The sequence below is a fragment of the Burkholderiaceae bacterium genome (assembly GCA_024235995.1).
Classification (GTDB): domain Bacteria; phylum Pseudomonadota; class Gammaproteobacteria; order Burkholderiales; family Burkholderiaceae_C; genus Ottowia.
The window spans coordinates 2,333,710-2,355,659 of the sequence record JACKLI010000001.1 but is presented as its reverse complement, the minus strand read 5'-3'; the positions used below and the strand labels follow the sequence as shown (position 1 = coordinate 2,355,659).

Sequence of the window (21,950 nt, the reverse complement as noted above, 5' to 3'; positions counted from 1 at the left end):
AGGATTAAGCGAATTTGTCGAAGCGAATCTGGGATCGCTTAACCCGTGACTTGAGCAGCAAACGTACCATGGCATCAATCATGGCGGGCGGCCCCCCCATATAGACCTGGCGCGCAGAAAGGTCTCCCGCACTGCGGGCGACCACCTCATGTACATAGCCGCGTTCGCCTTTCCAATCCGCGAACTCGCCCGCTTCCGAAATGGCCCAGGTAACTCGCACCGCCCCTCCAGCCGCCTCAATGAGCTCTTGGAGGGACGCGGTCGCGAAAATGTCGGCGGGCGTCCTTACTCCGATAAAAATATCCAGACGCTGCTTGCGAAGCAGGCCGCGGGATAGCGCATCGCGCGCAATCGACAGGATAGGCGCGAGGCCGGTACCGCCGGCGACGCAGAGTATATCGCGCTGTGCGGTCGCATCGATGAATGCGTGACCCACCGGCACCACCAGGCGCAAGGGGATGTCGCGCGCCCCGAGCAGAATTGGCGATGACACGCCACCCGGGACGCGGCGGATATAGAACTCGAGAGTGGAGGTCAGCGTATTGCCGGTGTTTGCCATCGAGTAGGCGCGATATCCTGTGACGCCGGGCACTTCAAACAATGCGTATTGGCCGGCGAGGAAAGTAATCGGCTCGTCGAGTTGAACCATCACGCGTGCGATATCGCTCGTCTCAGTTTCCGCGCTTGCCCGGCCCTTCACGATGCGGACCGGGGGTAGACTCGCGTCCCGCGATTTACATAACGCGTCCGGCAATCTACAGTCACTCTGTGGTAATGCCTGGCACAGGAGCACATGGCCCTCTTGGCGCTTTGTCTCGGGCAGCCCGGGCGCATCCGGCCAGCGGACGACGACAGCACCTTCAATGATCTGGGTACGGCATGAGCCACAAGTTCCTGTCGCGCATTCATACGGAAGCGCATAGCCTGCCCGCAGGCCTGAAATCAGGAGCGGTTCGTCCGTTGCAGCGTCGAAGCCGTTGGCGGCGTCAAAATGGATTCGATGAGGCATGGTCATTAGTCGAGAGTCCGGCAGTTGGTGATGAGGATTCCACTAGTGCGGAAAGAAATGGGCGATATCCGCCTTTATTGCCTGGTCTTGCTGGTTCTATCCGGCAAGACCAGGCAATTACTCGGCCGCTTCCGGGAGTTCGACGAACACCTCGTCGCCGATGACGCTCACAGGATACTGTTGCAGTTTTGCGTCCTCGGGTTCAATCCCGGCGCCCGTCTGTGCGTCGAACTGCCAAAGATGTTCTGTACAAGTGATTACTTCACCATCAAAGGCGCCTTGGCAAAGCGGGATGTCCATATGTGGACACTTGTTCTGGAAGGCACGGATTGCTCCTTTGGTAGAGACCAAGAGCAGGCTGTTGTCAGTGCCCGGGACGGACATTTCGATCATCTCACCCTCCGGAATGTCGGTCCTGGCACATAGCTTGATCGGTTGCGTATTCATCAGTTATCTCGTTAAAGCGGCAAGGGGGTTGGCACTGTGAACATGCGCGTATGGAGCCGTACTGTCCGGCTGTCGATGAGCCAGGTGTCTCCGTTTTTCACGAGCCGATCCTCATAGTGGCCCACGGCGAACAGGTCGCTCTGTCCCTTCATGTCAGTACGGAACACTGAAAAGGTCGACCGCGCCAATGCCTCGCCTTTTTCGAGGCTGATTTGATCCACAGTGATCTGATGCGTCCGGTCGGCCAGGTCATGCACATGTTCCGCCGACTCCTTCAACAGGCGTAGAAGCTCGGCGCGTTTAACCGACATCCAAATCATTTCCTTGCCAATCTCGGGACTGTATGCGCGCAACACATAGCTCCCCGGTTCTGCAAAGGAAGCGATGACGGCAGCAAAATCCTTAGTGTCAAGCAGCCGCCCCACGCGCGCAATCAGCTCGCGTATCGCTTCACGCTCGAAGAGTTGGCTTGCGACGTCAGACATTGGTGATCTCCTTTATTGAATGAGAAACATCGGTATCCACATTACCGTGCCTGAACGGATCATTCGGCGCGCGTCCAAGGCACCGACCCCATTCCTGATAGAAGGCGCGGAGGTTGGCATCGTCCTGCGGTTTCAGCCCTTCTTCCCTGGCAAAGAGGCTGTATCGCGATCCACCCTGGACCATGGTCTCCCACTGCGTTTCGACGGCGGCGATATCCTCTGGGAGATTGCGACCGGCCGGTCCCCATACCTCATTGTGGTGCTGGATCCGCATTGCGCGGACGTCCGGTGTATCGGACTTGAGCCCTACGCCGCGCCATTCGACGAGGGTCTTGCCGGGTGCGAGTGGCGTCATTGTGTCTATACGCATCACGGTCGCGCGAATATTGAGCATCACGTCAGGAAACAGCAGCATGACGACCATGCCGTTCGGCTGCATTCCCGGCAATGCGCCCTCGCTCCGCTCCCCCAGCCCGTAACTGTCGTAGTGAATTACACCCTGCTGAATGATGTTGTGGGAATTCTGGTAAAGCAACCAATTGCGTTCGTGATAGCTCTTGTGTGCGACGGCGGTGCGCCGGTTCAGCACATGCAGGAATTCATGATAGAGCTCGGAGTTGTTGTCTACGAAGAGCTTCCAGTTCGTATTGATGATCGCGCGATGGTAATGGAATACCTCAAGCTCTTCCTGGCCAAGGTGGGTCTTCATATGGTCCGCCATACCACCCAAGAATTGCTCGAGTGGTGGCACGTCGTCCTTCAGGCAAACGAACACCATGCCGCAGAAGATTTCCGTTCGGACAGAGCGCAGTCCAACGTCGTCTTTTTTCAGACTGCAGCCGTCATATCCCTTGCTTCGGGTGATGCTTGTGCACTTACCGTCGAGCGCAAACGTCCATAGATGATAAAGGCACTGCAGGCCCTTCTTCGCATTTCCACGCTCGTCGCGCACTAGGCGCGCGCCCCGGTGTGGGCAAACGTTAAAGAACGCCATAATCGACCGGTCCTCGCTGCGCAGGATGACAACCGGTACCCCGGCGATTTCCTTCGCCCGGTAGTCGCCGGGTTCTGGCAGTTCCGATTCGTGACAGACAAGCCGCCACGTTGCAGCCAGGATTTTCTCTCGCTCTTCCTCGAAAATCACCGGATCCGTATAGATTCGGTTATCTACATAGTGCGTAGACGGAAGCTTAGGGGCAGTAGCCCAGGGACTGACATGATCCATTGCGTTCTCCGTTTAGGTATAATAAACATCATTTATTTATAATAAATGATGGCAAATGATGGCATGTGTACCTCAAGCTGTCAACCACCACACGACTACATGCTTTAGTTTGCGTCTCGACCATCAAGAAGAGTCGGGGCATACATGGGGTCGCCTCAGAAAACGGAAAATAAAGCACGCTAAGCCGGTTGCAACGGTCGTAGCGGCCTGAACTTGCCCGCGCCGATCTTGGCGCTGCTGCGCCAGAGGTAATCGCCGGTCAGGTTGATGTGTTCCCAGCCGAGCGGCGACAGGTATTGCAATAGCGCGTCATCGACAGCATGCCCGTTGCCACGCAACGCATGTGCTGCGCGCTCCAGATAGACCGTGTTCCACAACACGACGGCCGCCGTCACCAGGTTGAGGCCGCTGGCCCGGTAGCGCTGCTGCTCGAAGCTGCGGTCGCGGATTTCGCCCAGACGGTTGAAGAATACGGCGCGGGCCAGCGCGTTGCGCGCTTCGCCCTTGTTCAGTCCAGCGTGGACGCGGCGGCGCAGCTCCACGCTTTGCAACCAGTCCAGGATGAACAGCGTGCGTTCGATGCGCCCCAGCTCGCGCAGGGCGATGGCTAAGCCGTTCTGGCGCGGATAGGGGAACAACTGGTCGGCCAGTTCCTGCACCGTCATGCGGTTGCGAATGGCCAGAGCCGCCGTCTGGATCAGTTCACCCGCTTCCGGCGCGACCGCCTGTACGCCGATCAGCCGATGGCTGCCTTCCTCGATAACCAACTTGATGAAGCCGCGTGTGTCGAAGTTGGCGAGCGCACGCGGCACGTTGTCCAAGGTCAAGGTGCGGCTGTCGGTCTCGATCCCGTCGTGGTGGGCTTCCGCCTCGCTGTAGCCCACGGTCGCCACTTGCGGATCGGTGAACACCACGGCCGGCATTGCGGTCAGGTCGAGCGCCGCATCGCCGCCGGTCATGTTGATCGCGGCACGGGTGCCGGCCGCTGCCGCCACATAGACGAACTGCGGCTGGTCGGTGCAGTCGCCGGCCGCGTAGATGTTCGGGTTGCTCGTGCGCATGCTTTGGTCGATGGCGATGGCACCTTGCGCATTGACAGTGACCCCCGCTGCGTCCAGCGCGAGGCTGCGCGTGTTCGGTGTCCGACCGGTGGCAACCAGCAGTTTGTCGGCGCGCAATTCACCGTGCGTGGTGGTCAGCACGAATTCACCGTCCATATGGGCGACCTGGCTGGCTTGCGTGTGCTCCAGCACCTCGATGCCCTCGGCACGGAAAGCGGCTGTCACCGCCTCGCCGATGGCCGGGTCTTCACGGAAGAACAAGGTATTGCGCGCCAGGACCGTGACCTTGCTGCCCAGCCGGGCAAAGGCTTGCGCCAGCTCCAGCGCCACCACCGACGAGCCGATTACGGCAAGGCGTTCGGGAATGGTGTCGCTCGCCAGGGCCTCGGTGGAAGTCCAGTAGGGTGACTCTTTCAAGCCCGGAATCGGCGGGACCGCCGGGCTGGCACCCGTGGCGACCAGGCAGCGGTCGAACATCACGACGCGCTCGCCACCCTCGTTCAAACGGACGGTAAGGCTCTGGTCGTCCTTGAAGCGCGCCTCACCGTGCACAACGGTGATGGCCGGATTACCGCCCAGGATGCCTTCGTACTTGGCGTGCCGCAGTTCGTCGACGCGGGCCTGCTGCTGGGCCAGCAGCTTACTGCGGTCAATCGTAGGCACAGTTGCCGCAATACCGCCATCGAACGGGCTTTCCCGGCGCAGATGGGCGATGTGGGCGGCGCGGATCATGATCTTGGACGGCACACAGCCGACATTGACGCAGGTGCCGCCGATGGTGCCGCGCTCGATCAGCGTGACCTGCGCGCCTTGCTCGACGGCTTTCAGCGCCGCCGCCATCGCGGCTCCACCGCTGCCAATGACCGCTACCTGCACCGGGGGCTCGTTGCCACTGTGCTTTTCGGCGGCGGCCATCCATCCCCGCACCTTGTCGAGCAGTCCGACGCGGTTGTCCGCCAGTGGCGCATCGGCTAGCGTTGCCTTGTAGCCCAGTCCGGCCACGGCGGCAGTCAGCGCGTCCGGCGATGTGCCCGGCACGATGGCGAGTTGCGCTGTGCCCTTCGGATAGGACACCAGCGCCGACTGCACGCCTGGCACTTTTTCCAGCGCTTCCTTGACGTGCGCCGCGCACGAGTCGCAAGTCATGCCGGTGATTTTTAGATGGGTCATGCAACAGATCCTTTATCGTTTGTGGCGCCAGACAATGACGTCCGTTGTGCTGCGGTGCCGTTTTCAGTGACTCACTGCTTGACGCTGGACGGATAGCCCGCGTCTGCGGTTGCCTTGGTCAGCTTCTGCACGCTGGTCTTGGCATCGTCGAAGGTGACGACCGCTTGGCGTGTCTCGAAAGTCACGTCAACTTTGCTGACGCCTTCGACCTTGGAAATCGCCTTCTTGACAGTGATCGGGCAGGCGGAGCAGGTCATGCCCGGTACGGACAGCGTGACGGTCTGGGTGGCGGCCCAGACGGGGGCAACAACGGCGGCGAGGGCGAGGGAGGCAAACAGTTTCTTCATGGTGAACTCCGATCAGTAGAAAAATGGCATGACGTAGGGAAATCCGAGCGCGACCAGAACCAGCGCGGCCACGATCCAGAAAATGAGCTTGTAAGTAGCTCGCACTTGGGGAATCGCGCAGACCTCACCCGGTTTGCAGGCCGCTGCCTGCCGGTAGATGCGCCGCCAGGCGAAGAACAACGCCACCAGCGCCACGCCGATAAAGATGGGGCGATAGGGTTCCAACACCGCCAAGTTGCCGATCCAAGCGCCGCTGAACCCCAAGGCGATCAGAACCAACGGCCCGAGGCAGCAAGCCGAGGCGAGGATGGCGGCAAGCCCTCCAGTGAAGAGCGCGCCGCGCCCGGTTTTTGGTTCAGACATGCGCTTGTCCTTTCGAATTGAAATTGGATAGCGTAACCTTACTTCCGTACTCATGTACGGAGTCAAGCGATATGGAAAACAATTTGGAGAACCTGACCATTGGCGTTTTCGCCAAGGCGGCCGGGGTCAATGTGGAGACCATCCGTTTCTATCAGCGCAAGGGCTTGTTGCTGGAGCCTGACAAGCCCTATGGCAGCATCCGCCGCTATGGCGAGGCGGATGTAACGCGGGTGCGCTTCGTGAAATCAGCCCAGCGGCTGGGCTTCAGCCTGGATGAGATCGCCGAGCTGCTGCGGCTGGAGGATGGCACCCATTGCGAGGAAGCCAGCAGTCTGGCCGAGCACAAGCTCAAGGACGTGCGCGAGAAAATGGCTGACCTGGCGCGCATGGAGGCCGTGCTGTCTGAGTTGGTGTGCGCCTGCCATGCGCGAAGGGGGAACGTTTCCTGCCCGCTGATCGCGTCACTACAGGGTGGAGCAAGCTTGGCAGGTTCGGCTATGCCTTAGCGTGCTTTATTTTCCGTTTTCTGAGACGACCCCAGTCAAGAACTTCCGGCCGGCTCCAGCAAGCTGGGACGCGCCACGATAGCCTTGAACAGATTGGCGGACCGATCATCGATGAGTTCGATCTGCGGCCATGCCCTCAGTGAGCGCAGCAGGCCGCTACCCAATCCGCGATAAGGCAGGAGCTTGGCGGCAAAGGACGCCAGGATGGGGTTGCGCATATTGGAGTTGCCGGCCTTGATGTTCTCGATAGTCAGGTTGTTGGGCAGGTGGCCAGGGCTGATGATCTCGACACGATCCGCGAAGACCAGTACGCGGATCGGCGCGCTGACGAAGTAGTCGCGGTGAATGAGGGCGTTGGCGACCAGTTCTTCCCAGACGATGCGGGGAATCTCAGGCTGCCCCTGGGAGTTGAAGCCCTGCTCGCCCTGCGCGGCGCGGGTGTTAGCGACGATAAAGCCCAACGTCTGCTGGAACACGTCGGCCAGCTTGCCGACGATGTCGCGGCTGTCGATGTAGCGTTCGTCCTCAATCTGGGTGCCGACAAAGGCGACGGCCTTGACGACGAAGGCGGGTAGCGCGTAGTGCGGTGATTTGGCGAACAGCAGACCGCCCGCCACGTTGAGCTGCCCCTGGTTCATCAGGTTCATGTTGGTCAGCAACTGCGGCAGCGGCTGGTTATGCTGGGCGAGCGGCTCACCGAATTGCTGCTCGAAGAAGGTTTCGAAATAGGGCATGTCCACATCGCCCGCGCTCAAGCCCGCTACGGGCGTTTCGTCGGCGTGCACCAAACCCGCCTGCTGGAACAGGCGCTGCAATTCCTCGCGCGAGGTGGCGCGGCGCTTGTCCGAGCCGTTCTTCACCCAAATCGCGCCGTTCTTGTCCATGTAGGGCTTGTTGACGCCCTCAGCGATAGAGAGCACCAGCACCGTGCCTGCCGGGTGAGGCACGTTTTCCGTGAGCGGGTTCACGGCGGGACGCACGACCTGCGAGGCCACGTTGGCGATGAGCATGTTGAGACGAGCAACGTCGGCGCCGGATAGACCGCGCACCGAACCGTCGTCGTTCACCCCAATGAAGATGCGACCACCAGCGGTGTTGCTGAAGGCAACGATCTCTGCTGCCAAGGCGTCGGCATTGTTGATGTCCGTCTTGAACTGCTGCCGACTGTCCTCGCCCCGGCTGAGCAGGTCGATCAGCTCTGTGGTTTCCATAGGTTGTAGACCTCTTTGCGACGGTTGAAGGCTTCCTGGCCTCCTTCCATGATGTTGATGATGGCGTCCTGCACCGGGCGGGCGTCGATGCTGCCGCTTCGCGTGGCGACCTTCTCGTCCTGGTATTGGCAGGCGTGCACCTGTTCCGCGTCACCCAGCACCGGGAAGTTGGCGTTGTGGGTGGCGAAGATGAATTGGGCGTGAGGCTTCATTTCCCGTAGCAGCTTGATCACATCGTCGTAAATGGTCTGGTTGTCCAGATCGTCTTCCGGTTGGTCGATGATGATCACGTCGTTCTGGCGTTGACTGAGCACGTACAGCAACAGCGCCGAAGCGCGCTGCCCGAGAGAGTGGTGCTTCAACTCTTTGCCGCGATAGCGGATGACGAAGCGGTTGGGCACCTGCCAGGTGACGAAATCGGTCAGGTTCTGCATGAAGGTCTTTTCGAAGACCTCGGGGGTGCTGCCGGCCTTCGCCAAGGCTCCCGGCAAGGCACGTAGGAGGCCGCCAAAATCGGCATAGTCCTCCATCACTGCGCGCAGCGTGGTTTCGCGAATGTTGCTGCCCTTGAAGAGCTGCTGCATGAAGCTGATGGCGGCTTCCTTGTCGCCCTTGAAGTCCGCTTCGATCTGCAGGGCGGTGTGGCCAGCGTTCACGCGGTCCAGCTCTACCTTGATGGTATTGAACTCGCGCAGCCATAGTTCATTGAGTTTGTCGATCTCGGCAAACAGCGCGTCGCGGATGCTGGTCTGCTGTGATTCCTGCTTGGCCAGCGCCTCCAGCATTTGCTCCGCCTTGGTTTTGCGCTGCTGCTGGGCCAGGAAGTCGTCCGGCTGGATGGCAGTCATGCCGGTTTGCTTGAGCTCCTGAGCCAGTTGGCGCTCGACTTGTGCGAACTCCTCCTGAAGGCTCCTGCTTGCGCCTTCAAATTCGCCCTGTTTGGTCTTGAGGCGAGCTGCAATGACGTTCGCTTCTCGCTCGATCTGCTTGAGCTGATCGACCTTGGCAACGAGGCTGGAGAACTCAGCGTAGTAGGCCGTGAAGAAATCCGGGTTCTGCTTGGAAACGTAGCTCGTTGCGTTCCGCAGCTCGTCCTCATGCTCGGCAATCAGACTTCCTAGAGCGAGGATGAAGCTGTCTGCCCGCTCCATCATGCGCGCGAGCGCTGTGGCGTCCTGCTGGAAGCCAAGTCGCTTTTGGAGCTTATCGGCGACACCGTGCTCCGCGAACTTGGTCAGACGGAAGTTGGCATCATTTAGTTGGGTCTCGAAGTCGCGCTTGAGTTCGGCCGTGTTGCTGAGCTTGAGCCAGCGCTGAGCAGCGTCACGCACGCGCTGGCGTTGAACCTCTATTTCGTCACGCAGCACACGCAGCTTCTCGCCAACCAGCTTTTCCACCAGATCGGTCTCGAAGCCTTCGCCGGTGCTGGAAAGGTCCTTCTGGCCGAAGTAGATCGGACGGCGCAGTACGGTTTCCCGGATCGACACGCCGGGTTGCAACTTGCCGCCCAAATAGACATTCGGGGCTTCGCGGAAGATGCGGGAGATGGTGAACTCCTGTCCGTACACGTCACATGCTGTCAGCGTCACCTTGCCGCCGCTGCCAAGGGTATGGCGGATCAACTCATCCTTGTACTTGGTGTCCTGCGCCTTCTCGCCGCGTGGAATGTCGAGGGCGTAGCGTACTGCCTCCAGGATGGACGATTTGCCGCTGCCCCGGATGCCGATCAACGTGTTGAGTTCGGAAGAGAAATGCAGCACTTGCCCATCGAGGATGCCGCCGTCGAAGCGGATGCTGCGGATGTGCGACGCTTGATGTTTGGGCGGCTCCATGGCTACCCGCCCAGCGGGATCGCTCAAGGCAAACTTGACCGCCTCGAAGGACAGTTCGCCCAGCTTCAGGTAGCTGGCTTTGCCTCGACCGATTTCATCGACACTCTTAGGGTCGCTGCCTTCCAGTTCGGCGGGGTACCAGCTCTGTAGCCAGCTTTGAATCTTGGTGCGGCAGGGTTTGTCTTTGCCTGCGCCGTCGTGCGTGCGTACCTTCTGAAAAGCCAGCGTTCTGCGTCGGAAGAACTCGTTTTGCCCCAACTCAGTAAGCCGGCCGCCATCCAGCTCCGCCCACAGGCCACTCGGGGCTTCGACATGGGCGAAGACAAGGAAGAAGTCCCGGTGATAGCCTTCCAGCTTCTTGATGGTCTCCAGAAGCGACCATGAAGTGCGCCCGTTCTCCTGCTCGTACTGCGCGGGCGTTTTACCTTCGAATGCGCTGGTCAGAAAGGGGTTGATGTAATTGTGTTCATCGATCCATTCGTCGGAGAACACAACAAGCGTGTGGATGCCATTAGCCCCGTCATTGACCGACAACTCAACGCCTGGCAGCAGCGCAATACCCTTCTTCTGGGCCGTCTTGCGCAGTGCTTTGAATTCTTCGAAGTCGAACTTGTTGTGGTTGGTAATGACGCCCAATCGGATGTCCGCTTTCTCCAACGCATCCACATAGTTGCTGTTGTAGAAGTTGTCATCGCCCGTGAACTTGAATTCTCGGTCCGCTCGGGTATGCAGATGAAAGTCAGCACGGACCCACTGCGCCCCTTCTGCAAAGACCATGGATCGAGCCTCTGACTGCTTCGGTCGCAGACTTTCCATCATGGTTCATCCTTATAGTTAGTCCGCGCGTAGCCCACCAGTCGAGCGGTCTGCGGGTCATAGATAAACTCGGTGATCGATCCATCTCGAATGCGCTGAACCGCCTCGTCGATCACATGAAGTGGCACTAGGAACCATTCCTCAGGCTGCACAGGATGACCGAAGCGGTCGTTGATCGTGATGTTCAACCGCGCGGGCGCGAACAGTCTGTGGAACAGGTTCTCCATCCGGGTGCGGTTGACGCCCGCGAGCTTGTAGGTCGCTACCACTTCGACCTTCGCCAGCAGGTAGGTGGAGTCGTGTTCGGCGTTGGCAATGCGCGTCTCCACCCTGCCCCCGGTCACGCCCATCTTGTGGATGATGTCGCGGTGCTGCGCGACATAGGGATGATCGGAGAGGGAGCGCAGGACGTAGATCGTGCCGCTTTCGACATCATCGGCCTCAAGCTCGCCGCCGAAGGAGAGTTGTCCGCTCTCGGGCGAGGCCAGCCGCCGCGCGGCGGGGTCGTTGTAGAAAGCGCGCTGGAGCGAGCGCAACAGCAGATTGCTTTCGGTGCCGTTGGAGAAGATGAGGCGCAGGCGGCGGTCCACTTCCCCGGCGGTGGTTCTCAGCGGTTCGCCGACGTCTGCGACGTAGAGCGTGATTCCATCGAGAACGAAAAAGTCCCCGGCCTCAATCGCGCGGCGGCCCGCCTCTATGGGCTGGGACTGGCGCAATCCGGTCTTGACTTCCGTCGCTACGCGCTCGAACAGTGGCTTGAACGCCTCGAAGTCTTCGCAAGGCTTGCGATCCGCGATCTCCTCGGCGGCGCGCTTGTCGGCGCTGGTGCGGACATGGCGTAGGACCGTGATGTCGTCTGCGTCGGCTACGCCCGCCAGCTCGGCGGCCAGGTCGTCGATGTCGATGGCTTCATCTGCCGAAGCGGCAACGGTAGGCGCCCCGGCAAGCAAGCCCTGATGGTCCAGCGGCTCCAGCAGGGCGCGGCAGTCCGGGAGCGCACGCAAGCGGTCCAGGCGCACGGCATAGAGGCGCTCGAAAATATCGCGATCCTCACCATGCTGCGGCGCACGCCCGTGCTTCTCGGTGAAGCGTTGGATTTCCTCGAAGCCCGCGATGACGCGCTCCTCACTGGCCGGCCGTCCGGCCTTCGCCTCGGGCGGTGCGAACTCGGCAAGCTCCGCAGCGAGTTCGTCAAGATCGGAGTTACTCATAGCGCCCCTCCGCCTTGAATCGCATAAAGGCGGCCGCGCCTTCGGCCATGCGTCGCTCCCAGGCATCCTGGGAATCGAGTGCAGGAATGCGTCCGCGCTCCTTCTTGAACTGAACGGCGCGAACAGCCATCTCCTTCGCCTCGTCCGGCGTCAGACTCGTGCGCTTCGCCGAGATGGCCGCCGCGACCTGCTTCAAGCTGTCCTCGCTCATGGTCTTGGCGAGGATGGCGTAGGCTTCGCCAAAGGGGTTGATGCGGTCGATGAGGTCAATGTCCAGCTCGCGCACGTCCATCGCGAAGCGGCGCACGCCGTCGATCAGGGCGGTGTTGGGCGACCCGTCGCTCTCGCCTTCGGTGACAAGCCGCTTGGCCTGTTGCGTCAGGTTGAGGGCGGCGATGGCATGCTGGCGCACGGCCTCCTGATCTTCGGCGTCAAGCTCGGGATACTTGTCCTTGATGATCTTGCCCATGCGAACCTGCGTCAGCTCCTCGGGCACCAACTCCTCATCGAACAGGCCGCGCTCAATGGTGGGCTTGTCCTGCACGAAGGCCGCGATGACTTCGTTCAGGTCTTCCTGACAGATTCGCGCCGCCTCCTTGCTCTTGGGCTCGGCGATGCCCTTGATCTCGATTTGGTACGCCCCTGTCTGCTCATTGACGCCGATGTTGCAGCGATCCGGGTCGTAGCCACCCTCGCCGTAGTTAAAACCCGGCACCGGGCCACTGTCGGGGTTCTTGGGCTTGAACTCGAAGCGCGGAGCAAGAACCTGCTCCATCAGCAGGCTCGCCGCGATGGCCTTTAACGTATCGTTAACGGCCTCGGTGACAGCTTCCTCGGCTGCGTCCGGCTCGGCGATCAGGTTGGTGAACCTCGCGCGGGTCTTGCCGGGCGCGTCGCGGGTAGCTCGGCCGATGATCTGCACGATCTCGGTCAGGCTGGCGCGGTAGCCCACGGTCAGTGCATGTTCGCACCAAATCCAATCGAAGCCTTCCTTCGCCATGCCCAGCGCGATGATGATGTCCACATGGTCGCGGCTGTTCTTCTGCGCCGGGTCTTTGAGCGCGGCGGACACGCGGTCGCGCTTGGCGGCATCGTCATCGACGAGATCGGCGATCCGCAGCACGCGGCCATCGGGGCGCTTGACACGTTGGAAGCCGGTCGCAGGGTCGATGCCTTGCCATTCACCCAGCGCCTCGATGATGTGCTCCACTTCCCGCATCTTGTCCTTCGTGCTCTCGCGCGAATTGACATTCGGGATGTGGATGATGGTCTTCTCGGCGGGATCGAGGACATTGAGGATGTCGTCGACGTAAGGCCCGCTGTAGAAGAAGTAGCCGATGTCGAGTTGCTTGAGGTACTCGTAGCCGTTGAGCTGCTCGTAGTAGGTGTAGGTGACGGTATCGAACTTCGACTCATCCTGCGGCGCGAGCACGGCCTCGGCGTCGCCACGGAAGTAGGAGCCGGTCATGGCGACGATGTGCGTCTTGCCCCGCGCGAAGAACTGCCCCAGGTGCAAGCCGAGCTTGTTGTCCGGATTGGCCGAAACGTGGTGGAACTCATCGACCGCGATCAATCGGTCGTCGAACGCCTCGACGCCGTAGGCATCGACAGCGAAGCGGAAGGTCGCATGGGTGCAGACCAGCACCTTGTCCTCGCCTTCGAGGAATGCGCCCAGCGACTTGACCTTGCCGCCGTTGTCGTTGCCTGGCGCATTGCACAGGTTCCACTTGGGTTCGACCTGCCAGTCCGCCCAGAAGCCGTACTTCGACAGCGGTTCGTCGTTGAAGCTGGCACCGATGGACCTCTCCGGCACAACGATGATGGCCTGCTTCAAGCCTTGGTTCTTGAGCTTGTCGAGTGCCACGAACATCAGCGCACGGCTCTTGCCCGATGCGGGCGGCGACTTGATAAGCAGGTATTGCTCGCCCCGCTTCTCGTAGGCCCGCTCCTGCATGGGCCGCATCCCAAGAGCATTGGCCTTGGTCGATGCGCCGTTTCGGGCGTAGGTGACGGAAACGGACGGTACGGACTTGATCTTGTCGCTCATGCGTTGGCTCCCGCCTTGCGTTTCTTGCCCTTGGCCGGTGCAGCCGAAGCGGTCATCTTGGTATAAAGGTCAAACAGCTTTTCCAGCCGCTCAGTGTCGTTCTTGAAGCGCCGACCGATGTAGATGCGCTCCAGCACTTCGTCGTTGCGATCATGTGCGGCACGCAGGTCAGCGGGCATGTTCTCGGGGTCGTACAGGTCCGCGATGGTCGCGGGGAAGTGATGCTCCCGCGCCAGCAAGATATCCTCAGCGCAGCGCGTGAGATCGACCTTGTTCTTGTCGGTGAGCGTGGGCACGGGGAAGGTGTTCCAGCCGAGGGTATTGGAGTAGCGAATATCGGTCTTCAGCCTGCCACAAACGGTGGCGATCCAAACGAGATGCAGGCGTGATGCAATCAGTGCCAAGTTCCAAAGCGGCGCATCGTAAATCACCGACGCGAGATTGGAGACAACGGTGTCATATCCAGTTATCTCGCACGGAAGAAACAACCTTCGTTCCGACGACACATTCGGAACTGCGATTGCAGCGTGGCGACTATGAGGGGCGAAAACGAAGCGATGCGGCGTGGCAGCGTTCTCGTTGGCTTGAGCTCCGTTACTACTCAAGCGCATTTCGCGAACCTTTTCGAGGCGGTCACGAAGAATATCGATGCGATTTACCTCTTCAAGATCGTCATCCTCGATCCATATGCACCAGCGAGCTCCACCGTTTATCAATTCGCGCGATCCAACGTAGCGCTTTAGGAAGCGTCTGGCATCTGGACTCGCTGCAATTATTTGATCCTTCTCTTCAGTAGATGGTGTCAGATGACCTCCATCAGTCGGCTTATTCCCCGACTGCATATGTCCGATGGCTGAAAGCGCACTCGATCTCTTCGTGACAATCACGGTATCAGCAGCGACAAGATACGGACTAATGTTGGCGCATGATCTAACAGTGCCTTCGCCGAACAGTTTCCTTTCAGAGCCAGGGTTGGTCGTCAGGCCGAGAATCACACACGTGACAGCAGCTTTGTTACTAGCGAGGTTGCTCCACAAGAACGATGTGTGCGCAAAGTTGATCGTGTTGCACTCTTTAAATACGAGCGGCCAAAGCATTGCAACTTGCTCTCCTTGAGTGATGGAGTTAGTCGTTACGAATGCGCTTGCCGCCCCAGTAAAATTGTTGAACTGAGCTGCTTTCAGAACGAACGCGGCTACATAGTCCAAATCCTTGTAAGTCTTTAGAAGGGGCGCGAGGACTCGCGCCATGTCTTCCTTCTGCTGCGCTGTCTGACCAACGCTTCCTTGGTACGGCGGATTGCCGCAGATGTACGTCTCGCCGCCTTCGTTCTCGAAGTCAATCTCCGCTTGGTCGAGCGGCGTCTCAAACAGATCATCCGCCAGCACCTTCACGTCCGTCCCGGTGGGCGGGCAAACGCTCAACCAGTCGAGCCGCAGCGCGTTGCCGCAGGTGATCCAGTTCTCGTTACGCAGGGGCAGAAACTCGGCCAGGGCCAGCTTCTGCCCCCGGTACAGCACGTCGCACTGATACTCGGCGATGACCAGCGCAAGGCGGGCAATCTCCGCCGGGAAGTCACGCAGCTCAATCCCGCGAAAGTTGGTGAGCGGGATCTCCGACGCGCGATCCGGCTCGCCGCGCCGCCGATTGATCTCGGCCTCGATGGCGCGCATTTCCTTATAAGCGATGACCAGAAAATTGCCCGAGCCGCAGGCCGGGTCGAATACCCTGATCTTGGCAATGCGCTTGCGCAGGTTGAGCAACACGCGGGCGTTGTCGCCCGCCTCCTCCAGCTTCGCCCGCAGGTCGTCGAGGAACAGCGGATTGAGCACCTTCAGAATGTTGGGAACGCTGGTGTAGTGCATCCCCAGCTCGCCGCGCTCCTCGTCTTCGGCCACGGCCTGGATCATCGAGCCGAAGATGTCAGGATTGATCTTGGTCCAGTCCAGGCCACCAACGTGCAGCAGGTAGGACCGGGCGATCTTGCTGAATCGCGGCACCTCGTCGCCGCCGGAGAACAAAGCCCCGTTGACGTAGGGGAAATCTTCGGCCCATCGAGGAATCTTGGCGGCAGCCCGGTCCTCGCGCTTGGTGTTCATGGCGCGGAACAGCGTGGCGATGACCTCGTGCGTGTTGGACGAGTCCTTGGCGCTCATCTGCGCAACGGTTTCGGTGAAACGCCCCTTCCCGATGAAAATGTCGGTGTCCTCGGCGAAGAAACAGAAAATCAGCCGCGCCATGAGCTTGTTCATGTCGTGGCGGCGCTCCGCCGTGCCCCATTCAGGGTTGTCTTTCAGCAGTTCGACGTACAGACGGTTCAGGCGGCTGGTGGCCCGAATGTCGAAGGCGTTTTCGCTGATCTGGCGGACGGTACTGATGCCCGCCAGCGGCAGGAAGAAGCCGAAGTGGTCGGGAAAGTCTTTGAAGGCACAGGCGACGGTCTCACCGCTGGCCAGGTCTTCGGCCTCGAAGTCCGCACCGTCGGTGGCGAGGATGAACTTCGCCTTGGCCTTGGCCGTCGCCGGGCTGGCCTTGAGAGCGGCCAGCGTCTGTGTCACCCGCCCTACGTCGCAGGTCAGGATGTGGATATTGCTGGTCTGGAGAACACCGCCGAGGTCGGACTTGTTCGACGCCCCCGCGCGCAGGCGCTTGATGGTGGTCGCTTTGTTGCCGAACGCCTCAAGAAAGGCATAGGGGAACTCCGCACGGTCGAACGGCTGCTCCGCGAGGTCGGTGATGGCTTGTTCGATTTCTACGGCGTTCATGGACGTGCAGCCCCCTCTCGGGGCGAGGCCGCCTGGTTGCTATCGTTTTTCGGGGCGCTCATGTCTTGTCCTGCGTTTTCTCGGCTATCTGCGCGGCAATCCAGCGATCCAGCTCGCTGCGACGAAACCGCCAGGTGCCGCCCAGCTTGAATCCCGGTATCTCCCCCTGCTGGGCCAGCCGGTAAACGGTCTTCTTCCCTGCCTTGAGGTAGACCGCCACTTCATCCAGCGTGAGAATTTCGCTATCAGGTTGGTTCATGTCAGGCGGCTCGCTTGGTGTCGCGCGGCGAAGTCTTCCAAAGTTTGGCCAAGTTTACCATCTGATCCACCCAAGTGAACCCCGAATCTCATGTGCGCGACGCCATGGATTCGGCCGGCGCCATGCGTTGCGGCGGGCTCGCGGCACCGGCTCGATGGCAAGGCCATGTGCTTTAGCCACCGGGTCGTAGATGGTTTACGCCAAGAAGGTGGTCGGCGTGTCTTCTTCCGGGGAAAACACGCAACGTAGTACTCTTTGGCCTTCACAGCCGCGCTCTCTGTGGCCTCATCTGGATGAGACGGGCTAGGCAAATCAGCGTGAGGTGTGCGATGGGCAGGAAGGAAACCGAGGAAGCAATTGCAGACAGCCGCGCCGGCCGTGTCTCGGGGCGGTTCGCCACAGTCGCCGAGCTGCTGGCCGACCTGAACGCTGACGACACCCCGAACATTCAGCACGGCAGCGCCAACGTCTATGCCGACCTGGGCTATCCCGACGCCGGCGAAATGCTGGTCAAGACCCGACTCGTCACCAAGATCGGCGAGGCCATCAAGGCGCGACAGTTGTCGACCGAGCAAGCGGCTACGCTTCTCGGATTGACGCCGGCCGCGCTGCACGAGCTGCTGACCGGCCGCTTTCGCTCGCAATCGGTCAATGACCTGGAGCGCCTGGCATCCATGCTTGATGAGGCCAGTCGATGACAGGCTCGAAGAACCTGGAAAACTGGCTGCATGAGAAGGTCGGCCCGGCCTATGACGCCTTGAAGGCCGATCCCGCCCGCGCCGTCACGCCTGACCAGGTGCGCTACACCCTGGCCGAGCTGCTGGCCGAGGCCGAAGCCGCCGGCGTGTATCCACTGCCGCCGGAACAACGCGAATGGGTGGATGCGCCGGCCGTTGGCCGTGAGCTGACGCCTTTCGACCCGGCCGAGACGCTGACCTCGGCCGAGGCGATCAGCACCTTCCTGGCCGAAGCCGAGGCCACAGCCGACCCGGCCTATATCGAACACGCACAGGCCGTCGCAGCGCGGGCGAAGGCCATGCACGGCATCGAGTAGGAGAGCTGGCCAGCATCGCCATTCCTGGCGGTGCTGCAGCTCGACGTGCGCCGTTCTGGTGCGCTGGATCTCATCGCTAGAAGCGACGATGCGATCCACGCCAAGGGAGAAGGCCAGAGCGGCCGTCATCGTCCGATCTGGCGATGCTCGAGCACGCCAGCGCACATCGTCACCTTTGACGATGCAGGCCCGGAAATGACAAGGGCGGCCAATGGCCGCCCTTGCTGCTCCTGGTGCGCGTGCCTACGCGGCGCCGAGTGACTGCCGCACCGCGTCCAGGGCCTCGCGAAAGTCGGCAGGTGTCGCCTGGCCCGTCTCGGCCTGGTAAAACACGACCATGAAAGCGTTCGCCACGGCCTCGGCGAGCGGCCCGAGCTGCCGCGCCGCGTCCTGGTCTAGCCAGTCGAGCGCGGCGAGTTGCACGGCTGCATGATGAACGGCCTGCGTTGCATTGGTAGGATTCAGGGTTGCCATGATTCACCTCTCTAACAGGTGGGTTGTGGAAGTGTCGGCCGGCCCCACGCCGGCCGACGCGCTTATCGGCTGCCGGTGCCGTAGAAGCCGGCGGCCTCGGCCAGCGGCGTGCTTCTCGCGCTGCTGCCGTAGCTGCTGGCGTAGCCGCCCGACCTGGCCGCCAGCTTGGTGGCCTCAATGACGGGCGGAGCAGGTCGATCAACAAAGGCCGCAACTTCTGCCGCCGGGTCTGCATCAGTCGATTGATCGTCGACCGGCTCAACCTCAACCGCCTGCGCCTGGCGCTGCTCGGCAGCGGCAACGTCCAGGCAGTCGAAAAATCCTCTCGGCGTCATCGTCATACCTCCTTGTCGCGGTTGGCGAACGCGACCACTTCATCATCAGGATCAGCAGCAGCCGAATCGGCCCCTGCCAGGCTGTTGCCGCCGAAGCTGGGCACATCGTCGACCGCCCGGTCTGTCTGGCTGCTCGCCCGGATTGCGGCGGCGATCTTCCCTCCGGTGGTGTCGGCGATGCGTTCGGCGGCGGCGTCGCGGATGCTGGCCGCCTTGGCCTGCGCAACGTCGCCAATGCCTTGCACCAGGTTCGCAGCCGTCGCAGCGACAAGGCCTCCCGCACCTCGGCCGGCTTGGCCGCCAGCGTCGCTGCCGCCGCCGGCCTTCGAGCCGCCGACATCGCCGCTACCCTTCGAGCTGGAGCCGGCTTTGTCGCCGCCCCTCGATTCGCCGCCGCTGCCGCCCGAATTGCTGGAGCTTCCAGAGCTGTAAAAGCCAGCCGCCTGGCCGAGCGGCGTACTTGTGCCGGCACTGGAACCGCCGCCACCAAAGCCCGCCGCCTGCGCGAACGGTCCAGCATCGGAATCACCGCCAGCACCACCACCAAACATGGGCACTCCGCCCGATTCGCCACCGGCGCTAGCCCCTGCTTTCTCGAACGCCGCCCTAATCGCCGACATGCCGCCGGCGGCCGAGGCCGCACCGCCCATCACGGCCGCGCCAGCCACGCTGGCCGCTCCGGCGGCCATACTCGACGCGCCCATAGCCGCACCGATGGCGGCACCTGCACCGAAGTTGCCAATGCCGCCAGCGCCACCGATCCCCGAGCCGGTGATGATGCCGGCGACAAGCGGGGGCACACGATTGACCAGCATGAGCAACGCCACGCAGAACACCAGCATCACGCCCAGCTCTTCAAAGTTCAGGGTGCCGGTGTTCATCCTGGCGTAGAAGCTGGAAAGCAGGTCGTTCCCGATGCCGACCAGGAGCACCATCGTCATGATCTGCGCGGCCACGCCCAGCACGGTCTTGTAGTAGTTGATCGCCATGTCGGAAGTCCAACGGCTTCCACCGAAGCCGAGGAAGAAGATTCCGGCGTACATCAGCAGCCAGCCTGATACGAGCAGCAGCAACATATTCACGGCGACAACAGCCAGCAGGATCAGGATGCCGACGCTCAAGGCCACACCGATGAAGCTATCCACGGGCGACCAGATCGACGAGTTCCTGAATGCCTGCTTCAAGATCATGAAGCCGATATCCACAATGCCCGAGGGTGTCACCGACGCCACCCCGGACGCCTGCTCGCCGATCCGGGCCAGTGACTGGATGATCGAGTTGGCGAAGGCCGGGCCGTTGCGCAATAGCCAGAGGAAGAAGCCGAAGAACAGGATGAACCTGATGAACTCGGCGAAGAACTCGCCAATGTCAGCCTTGCGCAGCGCCATGAAGCCGAAGGTGAAAACCAGCGAGATCGTGCCCAGCGTCCAGAACAGGAACATCGCGGCATTCATCACCACCGTCTGCCAGGACGTGGCTCGCGTGGCGAACTCCGTCACCACCTGGTCAAGCATCCCCTGATTGGTGAGTTGGGCCGATGCGGCGGTGGAGTAAAGCGCGAGGGCGACGCCGATCAGCGCCGCCTTGTGCAGTGTTTTCATGGCTTCGCCTCCTTCTGGTCTTTCGGGTCGGCCAGTTCGAGCCAGTTCATGGGCTTCTCGGTCGGCGCGATGCCGCCGGCGGCCGGCGACCGGCGCGAGCACAGCCCGGCGAATTTCTCGCGCGTGGCCCTGTCCTCGATCTTCTTGATCGCCTCGATCTGGCAATTGGTGTCATTGACCTCGGGCATGGGCGGGATGGCCGGCTTGTTGTCGCAACCAGCCACCAGCACCACCACGAGGCCGGTAAGCAGCATCGTTTTCTTCATGGTGCAGGGCCTCCGTCAGCGGGTCAGTTCGAGCCAGTTTCTCGGGTTGGCCGTCCGCTCGATCCTGGACTCCCGGGAAGTCGCGCCGGCGGCCTGCTGTTGCGCCTCTAGGTCGGCCTGCGCCTGCATCCTGGCCGTCGCGGCGTTCTGCTGTGCGATCAGCAGGCCACGGATTTGCAGAAGCTGGTTTGCCTGGTTGGCGGCGAGCTGGTTGGCGTAGCCGATGGCCTGCATCTGCCCGGTCGCGCCCTGCGCGGCGGACTGGAGCCGTTCGAGCTGGCGAGCATCGGCGGAAAGGTTGCGCTGCTGTTGCTCCAGGCCCTTGAAAAGCGCGTCGTTCGCCTTCTTCTGACTCTCGCTCGCCAGGCTGCGGTTTTGCTCCATCGCAGCGCGCTCGGCATCCGAGCACCCAGCGGCCGAGAAGCAAGGCGAACCACGGTAATAGGCCACATCCTGGAACTTGCCCAGGTACGCATCGATGCTGCCGAGCTGATTCCGGTAGTAGTTCAGCGTGTCGGTGGCGGCCATCAGTCCATTGATGGTGGACTGCGCCTGGTCCCAGATATAGGCGGCCGGAGCCATGGTGTTTTGCAGCATGTTTTCGTACTGCTGCAATTGAGTCTGGTACTGCTCGATCTGCTTGAGCGTCTGCGCCACCGACTCAATGGCGGTCATGACGTTCTGCACCAGGTTGCCGCCGTCGATGACGGGGATGCCGGCCTGCGCCGGGGTGACGATGATGCTGCCGGCCAGAGCGGCGGCGAGCGCGGTTTTAGCCGCTAAAAAACGGACGTGCTTCATGGTCGCAATCTCCATTCGATGAAAGAAAGGCAATGCCTTGACCAAGCTCGCGCTTGCCCACGGCAAGGTTTCATCGAAGAGCTACGCCACTAGCTAATCGGTATCGCCCTTGGCACTGAGGCCCGGGCTTCGGTGATTCTGCTCTCGGCCCTTACGGGGTGTCCCTGGCCTTATGCGTCCTCCCGAGAGTTGATAACGCTCAGGCCGGCGGCCTGGAAGTGCCTCGTGTCGCGTCCGGCACACGGAAATTTAGCCGCTAAAACTCTCAACGGTCGGCCCTCGGCTGCACCACCGATTTCATAAGCCGACTCATTTCATCCTGAGTAGCTTCGATCCGAGCCAACAGGGCGAGAATCGTTGCATCGCCGAAACGGGCAGTGCGCGGATCGTCGGTCAGCCAGAGCTTGAGCAATCCGCCCAGCCGGCCAAGGTCGCCATTCACCCGCGCCAGCTCGCGTACGTAGTGGTAGTCCATGACTCCCTTGACCTGGTAGCCCTGGCCTACGTCGCGCAGATAGCGCGCCACGCTGATCCCCGCCATCTTGGCGTTCGCCTCAATCAGTTCGCGTTCTTCTGGAAGGCAGTACACCTTGATCGGCGGGCTGCCCTTCCTGGTGATTCGATTCTCGTCACCCATGTGTCCTCCAACCGGCGGTAGCCGGCAG

Annotated in this window: 22 protein-coding genes; 3 read left to right on the top strand and 19 right to left on the bottom strand. The window is 61.2% G+C overall.

From position 1 onward, the window contains the following. Positions 1–4: 4 nt before the first annotated feature. The 7 genes from H6927_11350 to merT all read right to left on the bottom strand — a co-directional run bounded on the left by H6927_11350 (position 5) and on the right by merT (position 6,107). The gene (locus tag H6927_11350) at positions 5–1,015 is read right to left on the bottom strand and encodes a 2Fe-2S iron-sulfur cluster binding domain-containing protein (protein ID MCP5218695.1); all 1,011 of its coding nucleotides are present in this window, start codon (positions 1,013–1,015) and stop codon (positions 5–7) included. A 111-nt stretch (positions 1,016–1,126) separates the two neighbouring features. Then, positions 1,127–1,456, bottom strand: coding sequence for a Rieske 2Fe-2S domain-containing protein (locus tag H6927_11345; GenBank protein MCP5218694.1), 330 nt, complete (start codon positions 1,454–1,456; stop codon positions 1,127–1,129). An 11-nt stretch (positions 1,457–1,467) separates the two neighbouring features. Beyond that, on the bottom strand, positions 1,468–1,941 hold the full coding sequence (locus H6927_11340; GenBank protein MCP5218693.1) for a nuclear transport factor 2 family protein: 474 nt from the start codon (positions 1,939–1,941) through the stop codon (positions 1,468–1,470). After that, a complete protein-coding gene (locus H6927_11335) occupies positions 1,934–3,166 on the bottom strand; it encodes an aromatic ring-hydroxylating dioxygenase subunit alpha (GenBank protein MCP5218692.1) in 1,233 nt (410 codons plus the stop codon). Before H6927_11335 ends, H6927_11340 begins: the two co-directional genes overlap by 8 nt. 179 nt (positions 3,167–3,345) lie before the next feature. Then, the gene (gene merA / locus H6927_11330; protein MCP5218691.1) at positions 3,346–5,397 is read right to left on the bottom strand and encodes a mercury(II) reductase; all 2,052 of its coding nucleotides are present in this window, start codon (positions 5,395–5,397) and stop codon (positions 3,346–3,348) included. Positions 5,398–5,468: 71 nt separating this feature from the next. Continuing rightward, a complete protein-coding gene (gene merP, locus H6927_11325) occupies positions 5,469–5,744 on the bottom strand; it encodes a mercury resistance system periplasmic binding protein MerP (protein MCP5218690.1) in 276 nt (91 codons plus the stop codon). 12 nt (positions 5,745–5,756) lie between these two features. After that, positions 5,757–6,107, bottom strand: coding sequence for a mercuric ion transporter MerT (merT, locus tag H6927_11320; protein MCP5218689.1), 351 nt, complete (start codon positions 6,105–6,107; stop codon positions 5,757–5,759). 71 nt (positions 6,108–6,178) lie between these two features. Between merT and H6927_11315 the strand changes: the two genes are divergently transcribed. Next, positions 6,179–6,613 carry a mercury resistance transcriptional regulator MerR gene (locus H6927_11315; GenBank protein ID MCP5218688.1) on the top strand — a complete coding sequence of 145 codons (435 nt, stop codon included), beginning with the start codon at positions 6,179–6,181 and terminating at the stop codon, positions 6,611–6,613. Positions 6,614–6,648: 35 nt separating this feature from the next. On the opposite strand, the gene H6927_11310 is transcribed toward H6927_11315, so the two are convergent. From H6927_11310 to H6927_11285, 6 genes are read right to left on the bottom strand one after another with little or no spacing between them, the layout of a single operon-like run. Next, on the bottom strand, positions 6,649–7,824 hold the full coding sequence (locus H6927_11310; GenBank protein ID MCP5218687.1) for a putative DNA binding domain-containing protein: 1,176 nt from the start codon (positions 7,822–7,824) through the stop codon (positions 6,649–6,651). After that, positions 7,806–10,433 carry a histidinol-phosphatase gene (locus tag H6927_11305; protein MCP5218686.1) on the bottom strand — a complete coding sequence of 876 codons (2,628 nt, stop codon included), beginning with the start codon at positions 10,431–10,433 and terminating at the stop codon, positions 7,806–7,808. Before H6927_11305 ends, H6927_11310 begins: the two co-directional genes overlap by 19 nt. A gap of 38 nt (positions 10,434–10,471) precedes the next feature. Further along, complete coding sequence (locus H6927_11300) at positions 10,472–11,683, bottom strand: GIY-YIG nuclease family protein (GenBank protein ID MCP5218685.1); 1,212 nt, start codon at positions 11,681–11,683, stop codon at positions 10,472–10,474. Further along, positions 11,676–13,730, bottom strand: coding sequence for a DEAD/DEAH box helicase (locus H6927_11295; protein MCP5218684.1), 2,055 nt, complete (start codon positions 13,728–13,730; stop codon positions 11,676–11,678). The genes H6927_11300 and H6927_11295 overlap by 8 nt, the downstream gene beginning before the upstream one ends. Beyond that, positions 13,727–16,495, bottom strand: coding sequence for a class I SAM-dependent DNA methyltransferase (locus H6927_11290; protein MCP5218683.1), 2,769 nt, complete (start codon positions 16,493–16,495; stop codon positions 13,727–13,729). Before H6927_11290 ends, H6927_11295 begins: the two co-directional genes overlap by 4 nt. A 58-nt stretch (positions 16,496–16,553) precedes the next feature. Continuing rightward, complete coding sequence (locus tag H6927_11285; GenBank protein MCP5218682.1) at positions 16,554–16,754, bottom strand: helix-turn-helix domain-containing protein; 201 nt, start codon at positions 16,752–16,754, stop codon at positions 16,554–16,556. Positions 16,755–17,083: 329 nt separating this feature from the next. On the opposite strand from H6927_11285, the gene H6927_11280 reads away from it, so the two are divergent. Together H6927_11280 and H6927_11275 are read left to right on the top strand one after the other, a co-directional pair. Then, positions 17,084–17,452, top strand: a complete 369-nt coding sequence (locus H6927_11280; protein MCP5218681.1) for an XRE family transcriptional regulator — start codon at positions 17,084–17,086, stop codon at positions 17,450–17,452. Further along, positions 17,449–17,808: a transcriptional regulator gene (locus H6927_11275; GenBank protein MCP5218680.1), complete on the top strand. Its 360-nt coding sequence runs from the start codon at positions 17,449–17,451 to the stop codon at positions 17,806–17,808. Before H6927_11280 ends, H6927_11275 begins: the two co-directional genes overlap by 4 nt. 243 nt (positions 17,809–18,051) lie before the next feature. Here H6927_11275 and H6927_11270 read toward each other — a convergent pair whose 3' ends face one another. The 6 genes from H6927_11270 to traJ all read right to left on the bottom strand — a co-directional run bounded on the left by H6927_11270 (position 18,052) and on the right by traJ (position 21,922). After that, positions 18,052–18,282 (bottom strand): type I toxin-antitoxin system ptaRNA1 family toxin, encoded by a 231-nt coding sequence (locus H6927_11270; GenBank protein MCP5218679.1) that lies wholly within the window; start codon positions 18,280–18,282, stop codon positions 18,052–18,054. Between the two features lie 62 nt (positions 18,283–18,344). Continuing rightward, on the bottom strand, positions 18,345–18,623 hold the full coding sequence (locus H6927_11265) for a hypothetical protein (protein ID MCP5218678.1): 279 nt from the start codon (positions 18,621–18,623) through the stop codon (positions 18,345–18,347). Then, positions 18,620–20,218, bottom strand: coding sequence for a P-type conjugative transfer protein TrbL (gene trbL / locus H6927_11260; protein ID MCP5218677.1), 1,599 nt, complete (start codon positions 20,216–20,218; stop codon positions 18,620–18,622). Before trbL ends, H6927_11265 begins: the two co-directional genes overlap by 4 nt. Then, positions 20,215–20,484 (bottom strand): entry exclusion lipoprotein TrbK, encoded by a 270-nt coding sequence (trbK, locus tag H6927_11255; GenBank protein MCP5218676.1) that lies wholly within the window; start codon positions 20,482–20,484, stop codon positions 20,215–20,217. Before trbK ends, trbL begins: the two co-directional genes overlap by 4 nt. Before the next feature lie 15 nt (positions 20,485–20,499). Next, positions 20,500–21,285, bottom strand: a complete 786-nt coding sequence (gene trbJ, locus H6927_11250) for a P-type conjugative transfer protein TrbJ (protein MCP5218675.1) — start codon at positions 21,283–21,285, stop codon at positions 20,500–20,502. A gap of 265 nt (positions 21,286–21,550) precedes the next feature. Next, positions 21,551–21,922 (bottom strand): conjugal transfer transcriptional regulator TraJ, encoded by a 372-nt coding sequence (gene traJ / locus H6927_11245; GenBank protein ID MCP5218674.1) that lies wholly within the window; start codon positions 21,920–21,922, stop codon positions 21,551–21,553. Positions 21,923–21,950 lie beyond the last annotated feature (28 nt).